Here is a 16,061-nt window from a genome sequence, read left to right as displayed (position 1 = left end):
TGGGGGCCGGGTGACCCGCGACGAAATCAAGCCTGACCACCCGGAAGCGGATCGGCTGGGGGCCGGGTGACCCGCGACGGGACCAAGCCTGACCGCCCAGAGCGGGGCACCCGGCCCCCAGCCCCACCCAGCACAGGATCAACCGCCCCGCTCAGGGACCGGGACGGTCCCGCTAGCGGACCGTCGTCCGGGCCGGCGGCGCCACCGAACTCGCCTCGACGAACTCCTCGCGCGGGTCGTGCAACTGACCCAGCGCGACAACCTCGCGGCGGAGGAAGAAGGCAAGGGTCCAGTCGACCACCACCCGGACCTTGCGGTTGAACGACGGGATCCGGCTCATGTGGTACGTCCGGTGCATCACCCAGGCCGGGAAGCCCTTGAGCTTGATCCCGTAGACCTGCGCGACACCCTTGTGCAGGCCGAGGCTGGCCACGCTGCCGGCGTGCTTGTGCTTGTAGTCGACCGGCGTCCGGCCCCGGATCACCGCCCGGATGTTGTCGGCCATCCGGGACGCCTGCCGTACCGCGTGCTGGGCACTCGGCGAGCAGTAGTTGCCGGGCGGCTTGGTCAGGTCCGGCACCGAGGCACAGTCGCCGGCGCTCCAGGCGCCCTCCACGACCCTGCCGTCCTCGACCACCTGGAGGGTCGGCAGACAGGTCACCCGCCGCCGGTCGTCCCGGGGCAGGTCGGTCCGGTCGAGCATCGGCGAGGGCTTCACGCCGGCGGTCCAGACGATCGTGTCGGCCCGGAAGCTGTCCCCGTCGGAGAGCCGGACCAGGCCGTCGACGCAGGACTCCAGTCGGGTGTCCAGCCGGATGTCCATCTTCCGCTTGAGCAGCTGGGCGACGGTGTACGCGCCCATGTCCCGGTCCACCTCGGGCAGCACCCGCAGGGTGGCCTCCACCAGCACCCAGCGCATGTCGTCGGGCTTGAGCTCCGGGTAGTACTTCAGCGCGTCCCGCGCCATGTCCTCCATCTCGGCGAGCGCCTCGATGCCGGCGTACCCGCCGCCGACGAAGACGAAGGTCAGCGCACAGCGCCGGGTCTCCGGGTCGGTGGTGGCGGCGGCCACGTCGAGCCGGTCCAGCACGTGGTTGCGCAGGTAGATCGCCTCGCCGATGGTCTTGAAGCCGATGCCGTGCTCCTTGAGCCCGGGGATCGGCAGCGTCCGGGAGACCGAGCCGGGCGCGACGATGACGTGGTCGTACCGGATCTCCCGGGGCGGGCCGATGATCGGCTGCACGGTGGCGGTCTTGCGGGCGTGCTCGATCCGGGTCACCGACCCAGCGACGACAGTGCACCGCCGCAGCTCCCGTCGCAGCGGCACCACGGAGTGCCGGGGGGAGATGTTGCCGGCCGCCGCCTCGGGCAGGAAGGGCTGGTAGGTCATGTGTGGCTGCGGGTCGACGACGATGACCTCGGCCTCCCACGACCGGAGCTTCTTCGACAGACGCAGGGCCGCGTACAGCCCGACGTGACCGGCACCCACCACAAGGATCCGCTGCCTATTCACGCCTCTATCTTTCCCCCACCAGGTGGCGTCTGCCGGGCAGATAGGGCCTTCTGTGACTGACGACAACAGGTGACGCGCATTACGCCCATCGGAGAAGCTTGATCAAATCGCCCTCCCCCGGGCGGCCCCGCGCCCGGAGGTGCAGCGGGCCGGCGCCCGGAGGTCAGCGGCGGCGGAGCAGCCAGCCGAGCAACGCGGCAGCCAGCACCGCGACCGCGAGGCCGCCGATCAGCGCGGCGACCAGACTGCGGTCACCCAGCTGCCCGTCGAGGGCGAGCAACGGCACCGCGAGCACCGCCGAGGCGAGCGTCACCCCGAGCGCCCGGGTGATCCACCGGGTCAGCACCTCCGGTGCCACCACCGCGTCGTACGACAGCAGGGCGGCCAGCGCCGCCAGACTGTGGGTCAGGTAGAGGAAGGTGGCCAGCCCGAGCAGCCGCCACAGCTCGATCCGCTGGTCGTACCAGCCGGTGGCCACCGTCCAGCCGGCCACCGCCGCCAGGATCACCACGGTCGGCCAGGCCCGGTTCGGCGCGACCGCGGGGAACGCCGCCAGCACCGCCAGCAGGCCGACCGCCCGGCTGTCGACCATCTGGGCCGGGTACGCCAACAGCAGCGCCAGCAGCGCGCAGAGCAGCACACCGCCGCGTACCAGCAGCGGGGTGAGCGTCACCCGGCCGATGGCCGCGTAGAACGCCCTGATCCGGCTCACCACCGCGCGCCTCCGTTCACCGTCACGCTCCGCCCCACCGTCGGTTCACCGCAGCGCGGGCCGGGGCGCGGAGGCCAGCCGGGCCACGTCCCGCAGCACCAGGTCCAGACTGCCGGCACCGGCCCAGGCGACCACCGGCACCCCGTGCTCGCGGAGCTGACCGATGGTGTTGTCCCGCTCCAGCCGCCACAGCCGGTACGCCACCTCGCTCCACTGCCCCCGGGACGGCGGCGTGACCGAGGTCGGCAGTGTGTCGACCGCCACCACGAACCGTCCGGACCGGGCCAGCCGGGCCAGCATCGCCGCCGACCGGGGATCGACCAACGGGGTGAGCACCACCACCAGCGCGTTGGAGGAGAGCAGGTGCGGGCCGAAGACCTGCTCGTAGGGCTCGTACGGCGCGTCGGAGACCTGGACGTCGAGCAGCCACTCGAGCACGGTCAGGTACTGGCGACGGCCGGTGGCCGGACGCAGCCGGCGGGCGCTCGGCCCGTACTCCAGCAGTGAGACCCGGTCCCCCCGGTGCAGGTAGTGCTCGGCGACCGCGGCGGCGGCCCGGACGCAGGTGTCGAGTACCGAGGTGCTGCCCTTGATCCCGCCCGAACGCCCCGCCTCGGCGAGTACGTCGAGCAGCAGCACCACCTCGGCGTCCCGGTCCGACAGCATCGCGGCGACGTGCAGTTGCCGGGCCCGCAGCGAGACCCGCCAGTCGATCCGGCGCAGCCGGTCGCCCGGGCCGAAGATCCGTACCCCGGCCAGCTCACCGCCCTCTCCCGGCCGCCGGGACCGGTGCCCGCCGACCAGGCCGGCGGCCCGGGGCATCGCCTCGTCGGCGTCGAACGGCTCGGTGACCGGGTAGACCGAGACGGTGCGCGGCTCACTGACCACGGGCCGGCTGATCAGCAACCCGTCGCAGGCGGCGGCCCGGATCGCCGCCGGCCCGAGCGGATGCCGTCCCCAGCGTAGGGACTCGCCGTCCAGGCCCAGGTCGACGACGGTGCCGGCCGGCACGGTGAATCCGTACGGCCGGTCGGTCGCGTCCCGCCGACCGCCGGAACTCCCGGCACCCGCCCGGTCACCGGCGGCCGGGCCTCCGGTGGCCTGGCCGGGACGACCCGCCGGATCCGGCGTCCCGGGGGCCGCCGAGGGTGCCTCCGGGGCGAAGTTGACCCGGTCGACCCGCAGCCAGCGCGACACCACCGTGCGGGCCATCACCAGGTCGTAGCCGATCTCGTCCCGGTTGGTCACGGTGATCGCGCCGGCCAGCGCGCCCCCCTCCACCAGGTTGGTGTCGTCGGCGCTCAGGGTGATCTCCGGCAGCTGGGTCGGCCGACGCCGCAGCGCGTACGCGGTGCCGAGCGCGAACGGCACGGCCAGGACCACCAGGTCGACCCGGCCGAACAGGGCGCCGGCGACGAGCAGCAGACCGGTGAGCAGCACCCCCCGGCCGAGCGCCCGGGTGGGCGTCCACTCCGGCCCGGCCGGCTGTTCCACCCGGACCGCCGGGGGCCGACGCTGCTCGGGTACCGCCGGGCGCACGAACGGCTCTCCCGCCGGGCTGGACGGTTCGGCGGAGGTCACGGGGACAGCATGCCGGCCGGGCCGGCCGCGTAGCTGGGCAGGGCACCGCTGGCCGGGGCGGGCGTGGTCTCCAGCACCTCGTTGACCACGAACGCGGGGTCGACCCGGCGCAGCCACATCTCCGGCCGCAGCGTGATCCGGTGTGCCAGGACCGGCACCGCGACCGCCTTGACGTCCTCCGGGATCACGTAGTCCCGGCCGGCGAAGGCGGCGATCGCCCGGGCCAGCAGCAGCAACGCCAGTGAGCCCCGGGGCGAGGCGCCGACCAGGACGGAGGCGTGTTCCCGGGTGGCCGCGGTCAGCGCGACGATGTAGTGGCCGATCGAGTCCTCGACCACCACGTCCTCCAGGGCGGCCTGCATCGCCCGGAGCGTGCCGGCGTCGACCACCGCCTTCAGTTCCGCCTCCTCCTGGCGGCGGGCCATCCGGCGGCGCAGGACGTCCCACTCCTCCTCGTGACTCGGGTAGCCGAACGAGACCCGGAGCAGGAACCGGTCGAGCTGGGCCTCCGGCAGCGGGTACGTCCCCTCGTACTCGATCGGGTTGGCGGTGGCGATGACGTGGAACGGCGGGTCGAGCCGGTAGGTGACCCCCTCCACCGAGACCTGCTTCTCCTGCATCGCCTCCAGCAACGCGGCCTGGGTCTTCGGCGGCGTCCGGTTGATCTCGTCGGCGAGCAGCAGGTTGGTGAAGACCGGTCCGGCCCGGAAGCTGAAGTCGGCGGTGCGCTGGTCGTACAGGAACGAACCGGTGACGTCGGCGGGCAGCAGGTCCGGGGTGAACTGCAGTCGACGGAAGTCGAGGCCGAGCGCCTGTGCGAACGAGCGGGCGGTCAGCGTCTTGCCGAGCCCGGGCAGGTCCTCCAGCAGCACGTGCCCGCCGGCCAGGACGCCGGCCAGCACCAGCCCGAGGGGCTCCCGCTTACCCACCACCACCGTGCCGACCTGGTCCAGCACGCTCTGGGCCAGCCGCCCGACGTCGGCGATGGTGACCGGCTGGGCTTCCTTCATAACTTCTCCAATTGGGCGACGATCGCCGCGAGGTCGCGCGGCGACGGGGTGCGTCGGGGCGGCGTTTCAAGAAGATCCCACAGCTTCTCGCCCAGCAGGGCCCGGGCGCGGTCCGGGTCGGTGGCCCGGGTCAGCCCGTGCCGCCGGCGCAGCAGCTCGTCGGCGAGGTCGCCGAGCTGGGGTACGACCGACCGGGCGAACCGTTCCGACTCCCCCTGTGACCAGGCGAGTTTGTTCTCCCAGCGGCTCATCGAGGCGCTCAGCGCGTCCCGGGCGGACCAGTTGTAACTGCCGTCCTCCTCGCCGCCCGTCCCGCTCCGGCTGATCCGGACCGGGGACGGCGGGACCGGGGCGAGCCCGGTGGTGACCTGACGCAGCAGCAACAGGGCCAGGAAGCCGGCGAAGACCGCGGCCGGGGAGAGCGCGACCCCGACCATCCGCAACGCGGCCAGCACGGCGATGGCGAGTGCCGCGGCGACGAGTGCGCTGCGCAACCACCTGCCGACCATGCCCGGCCTCCGTCGACCAGGGTCGGCCGCCGCCGGCTCCTCCTCGTGCCGGAGCAGGTCGTCGATGCTGGTGCTGGACCCGGTCATCCGTGCCCACCGCCCGTTCCGGTGGCCGCCTCCTGCGGGGCGGTGAGTTCGGCGCGCAGCCGTTGCAGGGCGGACCGGGCCTGGCCACGCATCCGCTCGTCGACGGTGTGCGTGGCGTACCGCGCAGCCCGGTAGACCTCGGCGAACGCGCCGAGTACGTCGGCACTGACCGGTCGGCCGCCCCGGAGCAGCCGGGTCACCAGGTCGGTCGGGGTGTCGCCGGGCCGCCGCTCGACCCCGGCCGCGGCGGCGGCCTGTTCGAGTCGTACCCAGCAGGCGATCACCGCCCGGCGTGGGTCGGTGTCACCGTCGGAGAGGTCGACCAGACCGGCGTCGAGCGCGGCGACGACCTCCTCCGTGGTCTGGGCGGCGGAACGTCGCGGTTTGGCCCGGCCGGGCCGGGCGGTGCGCCGACGGCGCAGCAGGTCCCGGACGAGCGCCCAGAGCAGCGCGCCGACCAGCGCCGCCGCCACGAGGCCGCAGAACACCAGGCCGGCCGTCTGGAGCCAGGCGGGCAGGTAACCGCCGCCGGGCTCACCGGGCTGCGGGGTGGCCGGCAACTCGGTCGGCGCCGCGGGCTGCCGCAGGGTCGGCATGACGTCGGCCGGCGGTTCGACCCGCCGGAACCCGATCGACGAGTGGCCGGCGGCGAACGCGGCCAGCGCCAGCAGCCCGACGACCGCCGCCGGCGGCCAGAGCACACGCAGCAGCGCGACTGTCTGGCCGGCGCGGGGTGGGCGGTCGCCGGGACGGGCACGACCGGAGTGCCCGTCGGTCATCAACACCGCCCCCTGTGCAGTCAGTGCAAGCCTGTGCAGTCAGTGCAGCTCGTCCAACCCGGCCAGGCTCCTGGCCCGGGCGAACACCTCGTCCAGCATCGTCGGTGTGAGCCGCCCGGTAAAGGTGTTCTGCTGGCTGACGTGGTAACAGCCGAGAACCTGTGGAACGGCGTCGCACGACCAGTGTGCCCCATGGCCGAAGACTGGTCGCGGGGTGGGCGGGCGGACGCCGTACACCTGGCGCAGGGTCGGCCACCACGCGGCCCAGGCGAACGCGCCGAGCGTGACCACGACCCGCAGAGTGGGTCTGATCAGTTCGATCTCACGATGCAGCCAGGGCGCGCAGGTGTCCCGCTCGGCCGGGGTGGGCTTGTTGTCCGGCGGCGCGCAACGGACGGCGGCGGCGATCCGGGTGTGCCGCAGTTCGAGCCCGTCGTCGGCGGCGACGCTGGTCGGCTGGTTGGCCAGCCCGGCCCGGTGCAGCGCGGCGAAGAGCACGTCACCGGAGCGGTCCCCGGTGAAGATCCGGCCGGTCCGGTTGCCGCCGTGCGCGGCCGGCGCCAGGCCGAGGATGGCGATCCGGGCGTCGGCGGGACCGAACCCCGGCACCGGGCGCCCCCAGTACACCTGGTCGCGGAAGGCTGCCCGGCGCACCTCGGCCACCTCCTCCCGCCAGGCGACCAGGCGGGGGCAGGCGAAACAGTCGGCGACGGCCGCGTCCAGCTCGGACAGGTCGGCCGCCCGCGGCGCGCGGGCGGCCACCTGGTCGGCGGTACGCGGTTCAGGCAAGCCGGTTCCGGAAGAAGTCGAGGGTACGGGCCCAGGAGCTGGCCGCCGCCGGCTGGTCGAAGACCTCGGGGCGGTCGTCGTTGAAGAACGCGTGCGGGGTGCCCGGGTAGTCGTGCAGGGCGCACTCGCCGCCGGCCGCCTCGATCGCCCGGCGGGCGGCCTGCACGCCCTCGGCGGCCGACGTGCCGTCCTCCTCGGAGCAGTGGATCAGTGCCGCCTTGCCGGCGTAGTCCGTCCACTCCGGCCGCATCCGCTCCCAGGGCAGCACGGGGTAGAAGCCGACCGTGGCGACGATCCGCTCGGAGAGCGTCGCCGACCAGAGCGCCAGGCTGCCGCCGGCGCAGAAGCCGACCGAGCCGACCTTGCCGGTCACCTCCGGCCGTTCCGCCAGGTAGTCGGCGGCGCCGGCGATGTCCCGGGCGGCCTGGTCCATGGCCAGCCCCATGATGAGCTTGCCGGCGTGGTCCGGCTCCGTGGTGGACTCGCCGTGGTAGAGGTCGGGAGCGAGGGCGACGAAGCCGGCGGTGGCGAACCGGTCGGCGACCGAGGTGATGTGCGGCACCAGTCCCCACCACTCCTGGATGACGATGACCGCCGGGCCGGTCGTACCGGCCTCGGGCAGCGCGAGGTAACCCTCGCTGGTTCCCCCGTTACTGCGGTAACTCACCATCTCACCCATCGGTGGCCCTCCTGTCGGTCAGTCATCGTTGGCTGGTCGCACAGTTTTTCCGACCGAAGACGGTGGTGGTGGTCTTCGCGTGTCGGGTGTCCGGGTAGCCGGCCACGCCGGACCGGTCCGACGGACGGAAATGTCGAAGTGGCGTACACCTCCTGTTGCGTTGGTGTACGCCACTTCGACATCCGCCCTCTGCGGAAGGGCCTGACCGATCAGGTGGTCGGGGTCGGGGCGACCTCCGGGTCGGCATCCTCACCCGTCGTCGGGCCGGCATCCTCGCTCGGCGTCGGAGCTCCACCGTCGCTTGGTGTCGGAGCTCCGCCGTCGCCCGGTGTCGGGCCGACAGTGCCGCTCGGGGTGGCGACGGGACCGGCCGGAGCCGGCGGACTCGTCGGGTGCAGCCGGAACGGTGCCCCCTCCGGGCAGTACGGGTACGGCTGCTGCGCCGGATCGTTGTAGTAGGGGTCGTCGCCTGCCTGCAGCCGCTGCTGGGCCTCGGCACACCACGGCTCGCCGAGCCGGATCGGCTGGCCGTTCTGGTCGAAGAGCCGTACGCCCTCCAGCAGGCGTCCCTCGCTGTCGTAGACGTACACGTCCCGGATGCCGGAGTACTCGTCGGTGTAGACCGGCTGGTACTCGACGACCGGGCCGTTGATGCCGGCGTTGAGGAAACCGGCGAGGCCGAAGAGGACCAGCGCCCCCGTACCGAGGTTCAGCATCAGCTTCGACCGGCCGGTCATTCGGGCGGTCCGGCGGCCGAGCCAGATCGAACCGGTGACGGTGGCGGCGAGCAGCAGCAGTGCGGCCAGGTTGCTGCCACCGAGTCGGGGCAGCAGCCCGTACGACCCGCCGGCCACGAACGCGATCAGCATGGCGGCCAGGTAGCCGCGCAGCACCCACCAGGCCGGACGGAGCAGCCGGAGATAGTCGCTGAGCCGCTCGTACCCGATCACCGGGCCGAGCTTGAGGTCGACCGCGCGCAGTCGGGCGCGGCCCTTGCGCACGACGGCGCCGACCCGTTGGTCGAGGTTGACCGTGGCGGCCGGCGGGGCGACACCGGCGGCGGCCCGCAGTTCCCGCGCGTACGCCTCGGGCGGGCCGAGCCGGTCGACCAGTGATCCGGCGGCGCCGCCCACTCCCGCTGCGGTCCCGGCCTCGGCGGCGACCTCGGCGAGATGCTCGGGCAGGTCTTCGAGGAGTTCGTCCCGGGTCGCCGGGGGCAGGTCGGACAGGGCCGCCCTGACCCGGTCGACATACCGGGCGATCTCCTGCTCGGTCAGGTGCGTCACGCTGCCAACCCCTTGTCGTCGAGCAGCCGGTCCATCGTGCCGGCGAACGACCGCCACACCTTGCCGGAGCGGGTGAGCTGGTCGCGGCCAGCCGCGTTGAGCGAGTAGTACTTGCGGTGCGGTCCCGACTCGCTGGGCACGACGTAGGTGGTGAGCAGGCCAGCCTGGAAGAGTCGGCGGAGGGTGCCGTAGACGGAGGCGTCGCCGATCTCCTCGAGACCGGCGGTGCGCAACCGACGCATGATGTCGTAGCCGTAGCCGTCCTCGTCCTTCAGCACGGCCAGGACCGCGAGATCCAGCACGCCTTTGAGCAACTGGGTCGTGTCCATGACCACGGATACTACTGTTCAATGCGTAGTACCGTCAACGCTGCACTACCGTGGCGCACCCGGGTTACCGTGTCGCCGTGCCCGCCGAGACCGAAGTCCTGCACCGCCTGCTCCGCACCACCGGGGTCTACCGGGGGCGCGGCGACGGCCCGGAGAGCGGCCCCTTCCTGGCCCGGATGGTGGTGACCTCCGCGCTGGACGGGCGTGCCGCCATTCTGGACTACGAGGCGACCAACGACCGGGACGGGCTACGGCACGTCGAACACAGCATCCTGCTGCTCGGCGGGGACGGCCGACTCGAACTGCACGTCGCCAGCCTCGAACTGCCCGGCGTGGTCCGGTTCACCCAGCAGGCCCCCGGCCGGTTCACCGCGTACGAGGGACCGCTGCTGGCCCGGATCGTGCTCGACCTGCCCCGCCCCGGACAGCTCAGCTATGCCTGGTGGTGGTCCCGGGACGAGCGGGCGCCCCGCGAGCAGTACCGCGCCGACCTGCACCTGACCGGCTGAACGCCGCTCCGGAGGCGTACCGGGCGACACCGACGGAACTCCGCTCGGGCGGCGCGCCGGGCGCAACCGGCGGGAAAGCCGTTTAGCCGTCCTGGTCGGGGGGAGACAGCCGCCGACAGACGGAACGGGAGGAGCAGCGATGGGCAGACTCATCTCCGGCCGGAGCGGAGGTACCGGCCGTGGTACCGGTCGCGGCGGTCAGACCCGGACCGCCACCAGACCCGCCGCCGCCCGGAAGGCCACCGGCGCGAAGAAGGCTCCGACGAAGGCGGCGGCCAGGGCGAAGAAGGTCGCCACCGCCACCAAGCGGGCCACCGGGGCGACCGTCGCCAAGGGCGCGCCGAAGAAGGCGACAAAATCCGCCGCCGCCCGCACCCCCGCCAAGCGGACAGCGCCCTCGAAACGGACCGCGGGAGCGAAACGAGTCCCGGTGGCGAAGAAGGCCGCCCCGACCCGGGCCCGCAACCTGAGGGCACAGAGCCCGGCGAGCACGACGACGGCCGCCAAGGCGCCCGCCCGGAAGGCCACCGCGACCAAGGCGCCCGCCCGAAAGGCCACCGCGACCAAGGCGCCCGCCCGGAAGCGGACGGCGCAGGCATCCGCCCGGAAGAAGGCGGTCAAGGCACCGGCCCGGAAGGCGACCGCCGCCAAGAAGGCCACCGCGACCAGGGCGACCCGCGCCCGCTGAACCTGCTGTTGTCGCACCTGGTGCCTAGTCTCGGTCGGTGACCGTGCACAGGCTGTCCCGCACCGACGCGCGTCGACTCGCCGTACGCGCCCAACTGCTGGACGCCGACCGCCCGGACGGGATGTTCGACGTCGTACGCCGGTTGACCCTGCTGCAGAACGATCCGACCTCGGCCGTGGCGCGCAGCGCCGATCTGGTGCTGTGGAGCCGCCTCGGCTCCGCGTACCCACCGACACAGCTGCGCGACGCCCTCGACGAGCAGACCCTGCTGGAGCTGCGCGGCTTCGTCCGCCCGCCGGAGGATCTGGCGCTGTACCGGGCGGAGATGGCCGAGTGGCCTGGTCGTCCGCCGTTACGTGACTGGCAGGAGGGCCTGCGCGACTGGGTGGAGGCCAACAACGGCTGCCGGCGGGACATCCTGGCCCGGCTCCGCTCCGACGGGCCACTGGCCACGCGGGAGCTGCCGGACACCTGCGTTGTCCCGTGGCGGTCCTCCGGGTGGACCAATGACCGCAACCTCACGAAGATGATCGACTTCCTCGTCCAGCGGGGCGAGGTCGCGGCCGCCGGCAGGCGCGGAACCGACCGACTGTGGGATCTTGCCGAGCGGATCTATCCGGACGAGGTCGTGCCGTACGAGGAGGCGTTGCGGATCCGTGCGGAGCGCCGGCTCCGGGCGCTCGGCATCGCGCGGGCCCGCGCCACGCAGAGCCCGGGCGAGCCGGACGACGTACGGACCGTGGGCGAACCCGCCGTGGTCGAGGGCGTACGGGGGCAGTGGCGGGTCGACCCCGAGCTGCTGGATCGTCCGTTCACCGGCCGCGCCGCGCTGCTGTCCCCGTTGGACCGGCTGGTCTTCGACCGGAAACGGATGGCCGAGCTGTTCGAGTACGACTACCAACTGGAGATGTACAAGCCGGCCGCCGCGCGACGCTGGGGCTACTGGGCGATGCCGATCCTCTACGGCGACCGACTCGTCGGAAAGCTCGACGCGACCGCCGACCGCGCAGCCGGGGTGTTCCGGGTGGACGCGATCCACCAGGACGTTCCGTTCACCAGGGCGATGACCGCAGAGGTACGGCGCGAGATCGAGGACCTGGCGTACTGGCTCGGCCTGCCCCTGGCTTTGACAACCTGAACGCCAACCGGCGACGCGAGGGCGCGGGCGTGGAGCGGCGCGGGTCGGTCAGGCGTCCGGGAAGGCGTGCTCGACGGTGACCGTGCAGGTGACGCCGACGGTCCCGGTCTGCTCGGCGACCACCTGATCGCCGACGATCAGCCGGCAGGTCACCGGATGCCCCGGCAGTGCCCGGGCGTCCAGCACCAGGGCGCCGGTCCGGGTCGACAGCTCGACCGTCTCGCTCCACGGCGTCCTGATTCCGCCCTGGTCGTACGGGTCACCGAGGTCACCTGCCGCGCCACTCCCGCCGTCCCGGCCGGTGTCGTCCCCCGGATCGACGCTGTCGTCCGAGTCCGCACTGTCGTCCGGACCGCGCCAGCTGATCCCGGCAACCGCTCCCGCCTCCGAGGTGACTTCCATCCGGATCTCCCGGTCGTTCCCGAACACGGTGAGACCCAGCCCGATGACCAGGGCGACGATCGCGGCGATGCCCGCGACCAGGGCAAGCCTGCGACGGGTACGTCGTACCGACGTCTGACCACCACCCGGCGACGTCACGCCGCCCTGTGGCGTGCCGCCGTCCTGGCGCGGCTCGCCGCCCGGCGGTGTCACCTCACCACCCGGGCCTGATCCACCGCCGCTCTGCTCGGTCACCCCGGTCAGATACCCCGGGCCCGCCGACCGTAATCGTCCATCGTGGACGGCGACCGGGTTCGGCCGCCGACGCCCCGGAGCCATGCCCGAGTCGGCGGACGAGACAGGGCCGCCAGGGCGCAGAATGTGATCCATGACACGGAGCATGGCGGACATCGACGTACCGGACCTGACCGGCAGGCTCGCCGTCGTCACCGGCGCGAACAGCGGCCTCGGCCTCGGGCTCACCGGACGGCTGGCCCGAGCCGGCGCCGAGGTGGTCCTCGCGGTACGCAACCCGGAGAAGGGCGCCGCCGCGATCGCGGGAATCCGCGCGGAACTGCCGTCCGCCCGGCTCAGCCTCCGGCAGCTGGACCTGTCGTCGCTGGCCAGCGTCACCGCGCTCGGTGCCGCACTGGTCGCGGACGGCCGACCGGTCGACATCCTGGTCAACAACGCCGGGGTGATGACCCCGCCGAGGCGGGAGTTGACCGAGGACGGCTTCGAACTCCAGTTCGGCACCAACTACCTCGGCCACTTCGCGCTGACCGGCCACCTGCTACCGCTGCTGCGGGCCGCCGGCGGCGCCCGGGTGGTGTCGATGAGCAGCCTCACCAGTCGGCTCGGCCGGCTCGACTTCGGCAACCTGCAGAGCGAACGACGCTACCGGCCGTGGCTGGCGTACGGGCGCTCGAAACTCGCCATGCTGGTCTTCGCCCGAGAACTCCACCGACGCGGTACGGCGGCCGGCTGGGACATCCGCAGCAACGCCGCCCACCCGGGCGCGACCATCACCAACCTCACCGTCACCGGCGCCACCCACGGCGGGCGTCGGGTCCGGATCACCGCGCTGCGGAACCGACTGGCGTACCTCGCACCGGTGTGGCAGCAGGTCGAGACCGGCATCCTGCCCGCCCTGTACGCCGTCACCAGCCCGGACGCCGAGGGCGGCGGCTACTACGGCCCGGCCGGATTCGCCGAACTCGGCGGCGGGCCCGCTCCGGCGAAGTTTCCCGCCAGCCTGCCGGACGAGGCGGACACCGCCCGGCTCTGGGCGGTGTCCGAGCAGCTCACCGGCGTACGCTATCCCGAATCCTGAGCACCGGCCCGTCTCTGCCGGGCGTTCGGCGCCGCCGGCCCCGGACGACAACGGCGTGCCGCCCCCCGACGACGCCGCGCCGGCACACCCGTGGCAGCCGAGACCCGCGGAGATCGCGGCCGAGGCGGCGCGGACGGAGGCCGAAGCCCGGGCGGCCCGGCAGCGGGCCGAGGCCCGGCGCTGGGGTGGCCGGATCCCGTCGGAGCGGATTTGCAGCCTGCCGGCGAACGCCCGGGCGCTGGCCCGGCTCGACCGGGACCTGATCGACGCGTTGGACGCGTCCACTCCGGAGCAGCAGCGGGACATCGCCCGCTGGGCGGCCCGCCAAGCCTGCGGGCTGGCCGGGTTGGACGCCTTCGGCGTGGTGGCCGCCGCACTGGCGGCGATGGACCGTGGCGAGCCGCCACCGCCGCCGCTGGGCGACACCATGCGAGCATGGCGTCACGTGTCCACCGATCCGCACGTGCCCAGGACGGTGGTCACCACATCCGACGGCACCCCGAACTTCTCGCAGCAGGCGCTGGCGTTGTCCGCGCTGCGCGCCGCCGTACGGGAGGATCCACTGGTCGCCGCCGTCGACGCGCTGCACGCCGCCGCGTACACCCACGGCCAGGACTGGGCACGGCTGGTCGCGCAGGCCCGGGCCACCTTCGCCGTGCTCGCCGGGCCGACCTGACCGGCTCAGGCGGTGACGACGTCGCCGCGCAGCGGCGAGAGCGCGGCGCCGATCTGGCCGATCGTCTCCTCCGGCACACCGAGCCCGGAGAGCGTGGCGACCAGATGCCCGACCACCGCGTCGAAGTCCTCGTCCCGGATCTTCAGGTCGGCGTGCGCGGCGGCCATGTCCCGCCCGGCGTAGAGCTCCGATCCGCCGATCGCGGCCGCGATGAAGGACCGCTGGTGCGCCTTCAACCGCTGAATGTCCACACCGACGAAGTACGGCGCCAGCTGCGGGTCGCCGAGCACCCGTACGTAGAAGTCGTCGACCGCGGCCTGGACGGCCGGTGCTCCGCCGATGGAATCGTAGATGCTCATGTGGGGGGGTGGCCTTTCTGGACAGACGATGGTCGACATATCCGGGGTATTCGCCCAGAGCGTGACGATACAGCGGACGCTAGGCCCGGTGCGTTGCACGATCATTGGCGCTCAGCAACGGGAAGGCTATCAATCACTCACATCGCGGCGACGACAACCGTGAGGTGTGCGGTCCCGCCGCTCGGTCGCCGCCGCGTCGACCGCCGGATCACCCCCGCGCAGGCCGGCCCTGGCACTCACCGGGCCAGCCGGCCGGTCGATACGGGACCGGACGATGGGGTCCGCGAAGCAGTTCGCGTCCCGGTGCGGCCACCTCACGGGCCAGCGCCCGCGTCGGCTCCGGCGTCAGGGCGTCTGCAGGGACCAGGCGATCCCGTCGAGGATGTCGCGCTCGGAGGCGATCATCGAGTCCATCCCGGCCCGCTCCATGATCACCTTCAGCACCAGGGCACCCGCCGCGATCACGTCGGCCCGACCGGGATGCATCACCGGAATGGTCAGCCGCTCGGCGGCCGAGCGGGCCAGCAGGTCGGTGGTCACCTTCGCCACGTCGTCGTACGAGATCCGGGCGTGGTGGATGCGGTCGGAGCGGTATTCCGGCAGGCCGAGCGCGATCCCGGCGACGGTGGTCACCGAGCCGGCCAGCCCGATCAGGGTGGCCGCCTCCCGCCCTGGCACCACCGAGAGTGCCCGGTCGACGACCTCGGTGATGTCGGCCTCGGCTGCGGCGATCTGCGCGGCGGTCGGCGGATCGGCGGACAGGTGCCGCTCGGTCATCCGGACGCAGCCGATGTCGACCGACAGCGCGGCGGCCACCGCCAACGCCCCAGCCGCCGCCTCGTCGACGCCGGCCACTGCCGACGCACCGCCCGCCGCCGGGTCGACGCCGGCCACCGACGCACCGCCCGCCGCCGGAGCAGCCTCGGCCGGGCGGCCACCGACGACAAACTCCGTCGAACCCCCACCAATGTCGACCACCAGGTACGGTGCCGGCACGTCGGCGCCGAGGCCGCGTACCGCGCCGGTGAAGGAGAGCCGGGCCTCCTCGTCGCCGGTCACCACCTCCGGCTCGACGCCGAGGGTCGCCAGCACCATCGCCCGGAACTCGTCGGCGTTCGACGCGTCCCGGGAGGCAGAGGTGGCGCACATCCGTACCCGGGAGGCGCCCAGCTCGGCGATCTGCCCGGTGTAGTCGGCGAGCGCGACCCGGGTCCGCTCGATCGCCTCCGGCGCCAGCCGGCCGGTCCGGTCGATGTCCTGGCCGAGCCGGACGATCTCCATCCGGCGGACCACGTCGACCAGTTCGGCCTGCGGCCCAGCCGACGGGTCGGGCAGGTCGGCCACCAGCAGCCGGATCGAGTTCGTGCCGCAGTCGATCGCGGCGACCCGGCCGGGCACGGTTTCCGTCGTCACGATCGCCAGCCTACCGACCGACCCGGGAGCCCGTACCGGCGGTTACCGGCCGTGACGGAACGGCCAGGGGTTGCGACGCTGACCCGTGAATAAGGGGCCCTTCCTATAGAGCCTGTTTCTGAACCTGGTTGTCGGTGAGGTGGTAGGAGGCTGGTTGGTTCCGGCGTGGCGGCTGGGTATGGTCGCGGGCTCTTGATAGGCAAACGGTTCCTACACCCAAGCCAGTCAAGAGCCCGCGATGTCATTGAACCCTGTCCCGGATGTTGCCGGAAGCCCGCCCGGCGGCGTGT

The 16,061-nt window shown here is 73.0% G+C and carries 18 protein-coding genes; 5 read left to right on the top strand and 13 right to left on the bottom strand.

All coding sequences use genetic code 11. The features are described 5' to 3' along the window. Positions 1-172 precede the first annotated feature (172 nt). The 10 genes from V1633_RS03505 to V1633_RS03460 all read right to left on the bottom strand — a co-directional run bounded on the left by V1633_RS03505 (position 173) and on the right by V1633_RS03460 (position 9,274). On the bottom strand, positions 173-1,513 hold the full coding sequence (locus tag V1633_RS03505; RefSeq protein WP_331212681.1) for an NAD(P)/FAD-dependent oxidoreductase: 1,341 nt from the start codon (positions 1,511-1,513) through the stop codon (positions 173-175). 163 nt (positions 1,514-1,676) lie between these two features. Next, positions 1,677-2,228: a hypothetical protein gene (locus V1633_RS03500; protein ID WP_407951956.1), complete on the bottom strand. Its 552-nt coding sequence runs from the start codon at positions 2,226-2,228 to the stop codon at positions 1,677-1,679. Between the two features lie 42 nt (positions 2,229-2,270). Next, positions 2,271-3,764 carry a DUF58 domain-containing protein gene (locus V1633_RS03495; RefSeq protein ID WP_407951966.1) on the bottom strand — a complete coding sequence of 498 codons (1,494 nt, stop codon included), beginning with the start codon at positions 3,762-3,764 and terminating at the stop codon, positions 2,271-2,273. Between the two features lie 38 nt (positions 3,765-3,802). Next, a complete protein-coding gene (locus tag V1633_RS03490) occupies positions 3,803-4,816 on the bottom strand; it encodes an AAA family ATPase (protein ID WP_331212679.1) in 1,014 nt (337 codons plus the stop codon). Next, a complete protein-coding gene (locus V1633_RS03485) occupies positions 4,813-5,412 on the bottom strand; it encodes a hypothetical protein (RefSeq protein WP_331212678.1) in 600 nt (199 codons plus the stop codon). Before V1633_RS03485 ends, V1633_RS03490 begins: the two co-directional genes overlap by 4 nt. Continuing rightward, positions 5,409-6,191, bottom strand: a complete 783-nt coding sequence (locus V1633_RS03480; RefSeq protein WP_407951955.1) for a DUF4129 domain-containing protein — start codon at positions 6,189-6,191, stop codon at positions 5,409-5,411. The genes V1633_RS03485 and V1633_RS03480 overlap by 4 nt, the downstream gene beginning before the upstream one ends. 39 nt (positions 6,192-6,230) lie before the next feature. Continuing rightward, complete coding sequence (locus tag V1633_RS03475) at positions 6,231-6,953, bottom strand: uracil-DNA glycosylase (protein ID WP_331213125.1); 723 nt, start codon at positions 6,951-6,953, stop codon at positions 6,231-6,233. Positions 6,954-6,972: 19 nt separating this feature from the next. Then, the gene (locus V1633_RS03470) at positions 6,973-7,659 is read right to left on the bottom strand and encodes a dienelactone hydrolase family protein (RefSeq protein WP_331212677.1); all 687 of its coding nucleotides are present in this window, start codon (positions 7,657-7,659) and stop codon (positions 6,973-6,975) included. Between the two features lie 209 nt (positions 7,660-7,868). Continuing rightward, complete coding sequence (locus V1633_RS03465) at positions 7,869-8,945, bottom strand: HAAS signaling domain-containing protein (protein ID WP_331212676.1); 1,077 nt, start codon at positions 8,943-8,945, stop codon at positions 7,869-7,871. Next, positions 8,942-9,274, bottom strand: coding sequence for a PadR family transcriptional regulator (locus tag V1633_RS03460; RefSeq protein ID WP_331212675.1), 333 nt, complete (start codon positions 9,272-9,274; stop codon positions 8,942-8,944). The genes V1633_RS03465 and V1633_RS03460 overlap by 4 nt, the downstream gene beginning before the upstream one ends. 77 nt (positions 9,275-9,351) lie before the next feature. On the opposite strand from V1633_RS03460, the gene V1633_RS03455 reads away from it, so the two are divergent. From V1633_RS03455 to V1633_RS03445, 3 genes are all read left to right on the top strand, one after another. Then, complete coding sequence (locus V1633_RS03455) at positions 9,352-9,783, top strand: hypothetical protein (RefSeq protein WP_331212674.1); 432 nt, start codon at positions 9,352-9,354, stop codon at positions 9,781-9,783. Positions 9,784-9,922: 139 nt separating this feature from the next. Beyond that, a complete protein-coding gene (locus V1633_RS03450) occupies positions 9,923-10,471 on the top strand; it encodes a hypothetical protein (protein WP_331212673.1) in 549 nt (182 codons plus the stop codon). A 37-nt stretch (positions 10,472-10,508) separates the two neighbouring features. Continuing rightward, positions 10,509-11,609, top strand: coding sequence for a DNA glycosylase AlkZ-like family protein (locus V1633_RS03445; RefSeq protein ID WP_331212672.1), 1,101 nt, complete (start codon positions 10,509-10,511; stop codon positions 11,607-11,609). Between the two features lie 48 nt (positions 11,610-11,657). Here V1633_RS03445 and V1633_RS03440 read toward each other — a convergent pair whose 3' ends face one another. Beyond that, a complete protein-coding gene (locus V1633_RS03440) occupies positions 11,658-12,245 on the bottom strand; it encodes a hypothetical protein (protein WP_331212671.1) in 588 nt (195 codons plus the stop codon). 133 nt (positions 12,246-12,378) lie between these two features. Between V1633_RS03440 and V1633_RS03435 the strand changes: the two genes are divergently transcribed. Next, the gene (locus tag V1633_RS03435; protein ID WP_331212670.1) at positions 12,379-13,323 is read left to right on the top strand and encodes an SDR family oxidoreductase; all 945 of its coding nucleotides are present in this window, start codon (positions 12,379-12,381) and stop codon (positions 13,321-13,323) included. A 55-nt stretch (positions 13,324-13,378) separates the two neighbouring features. After that, a complete protein-coding gene (locus tag V1633_RS03430; RefSeq protein WP_331212669.1) occupies positions 13,379-13,999 on the top strand; it encodes a hypothetical protein in 621 nt (206 codons plus the stop codon). A gap of 5 nt (positions 14,000-14,004) precedes the next feature. Here the strand turns inward: V1633_RS03430 and V1633_RS03425 are convergent, their stop codons facing one another. Then, positions 14,005-14,358, bottom strand: coding sequence for a group I truncated hemoglobin (locus tag V1633_RS03425; RefSeq protein ID WP_331212668.1), 354 nt, complete (start codon positions 14,356-14,358; stop codon positions 14,005-14,007). A gap of 345 nt (positions 14,359-14,703) precedes the next feature. After that, a complete protein-coding gene (locus tag V1633_RS03420) occupies positions 14,704-15,651 on the bottom strand; it encodes a Ppx/GppA phosphatase family protein (RefSeq protein WP_407951965.1) in 948 nt (315 codons plus the stop codon). Between the last annotated feature and the right edge of the window lie 410 nt (positions 15,652-16,061).

This window comes from Plantactinospora sonchi (assembly GCF_036422035.1).
Taxonomy (GTDB): Bacteria; Actinomycetota; Actinomycetes; order Mycobacteriales; family Micromonosporaceae; genus Plantactinospora; species Plantactinospora sonchi.
The sequence above is the reverse complement of the archived record's forward strand: the minus strand, read 5'-3'. Positions and strand labels throughout refer to the sequence as shown.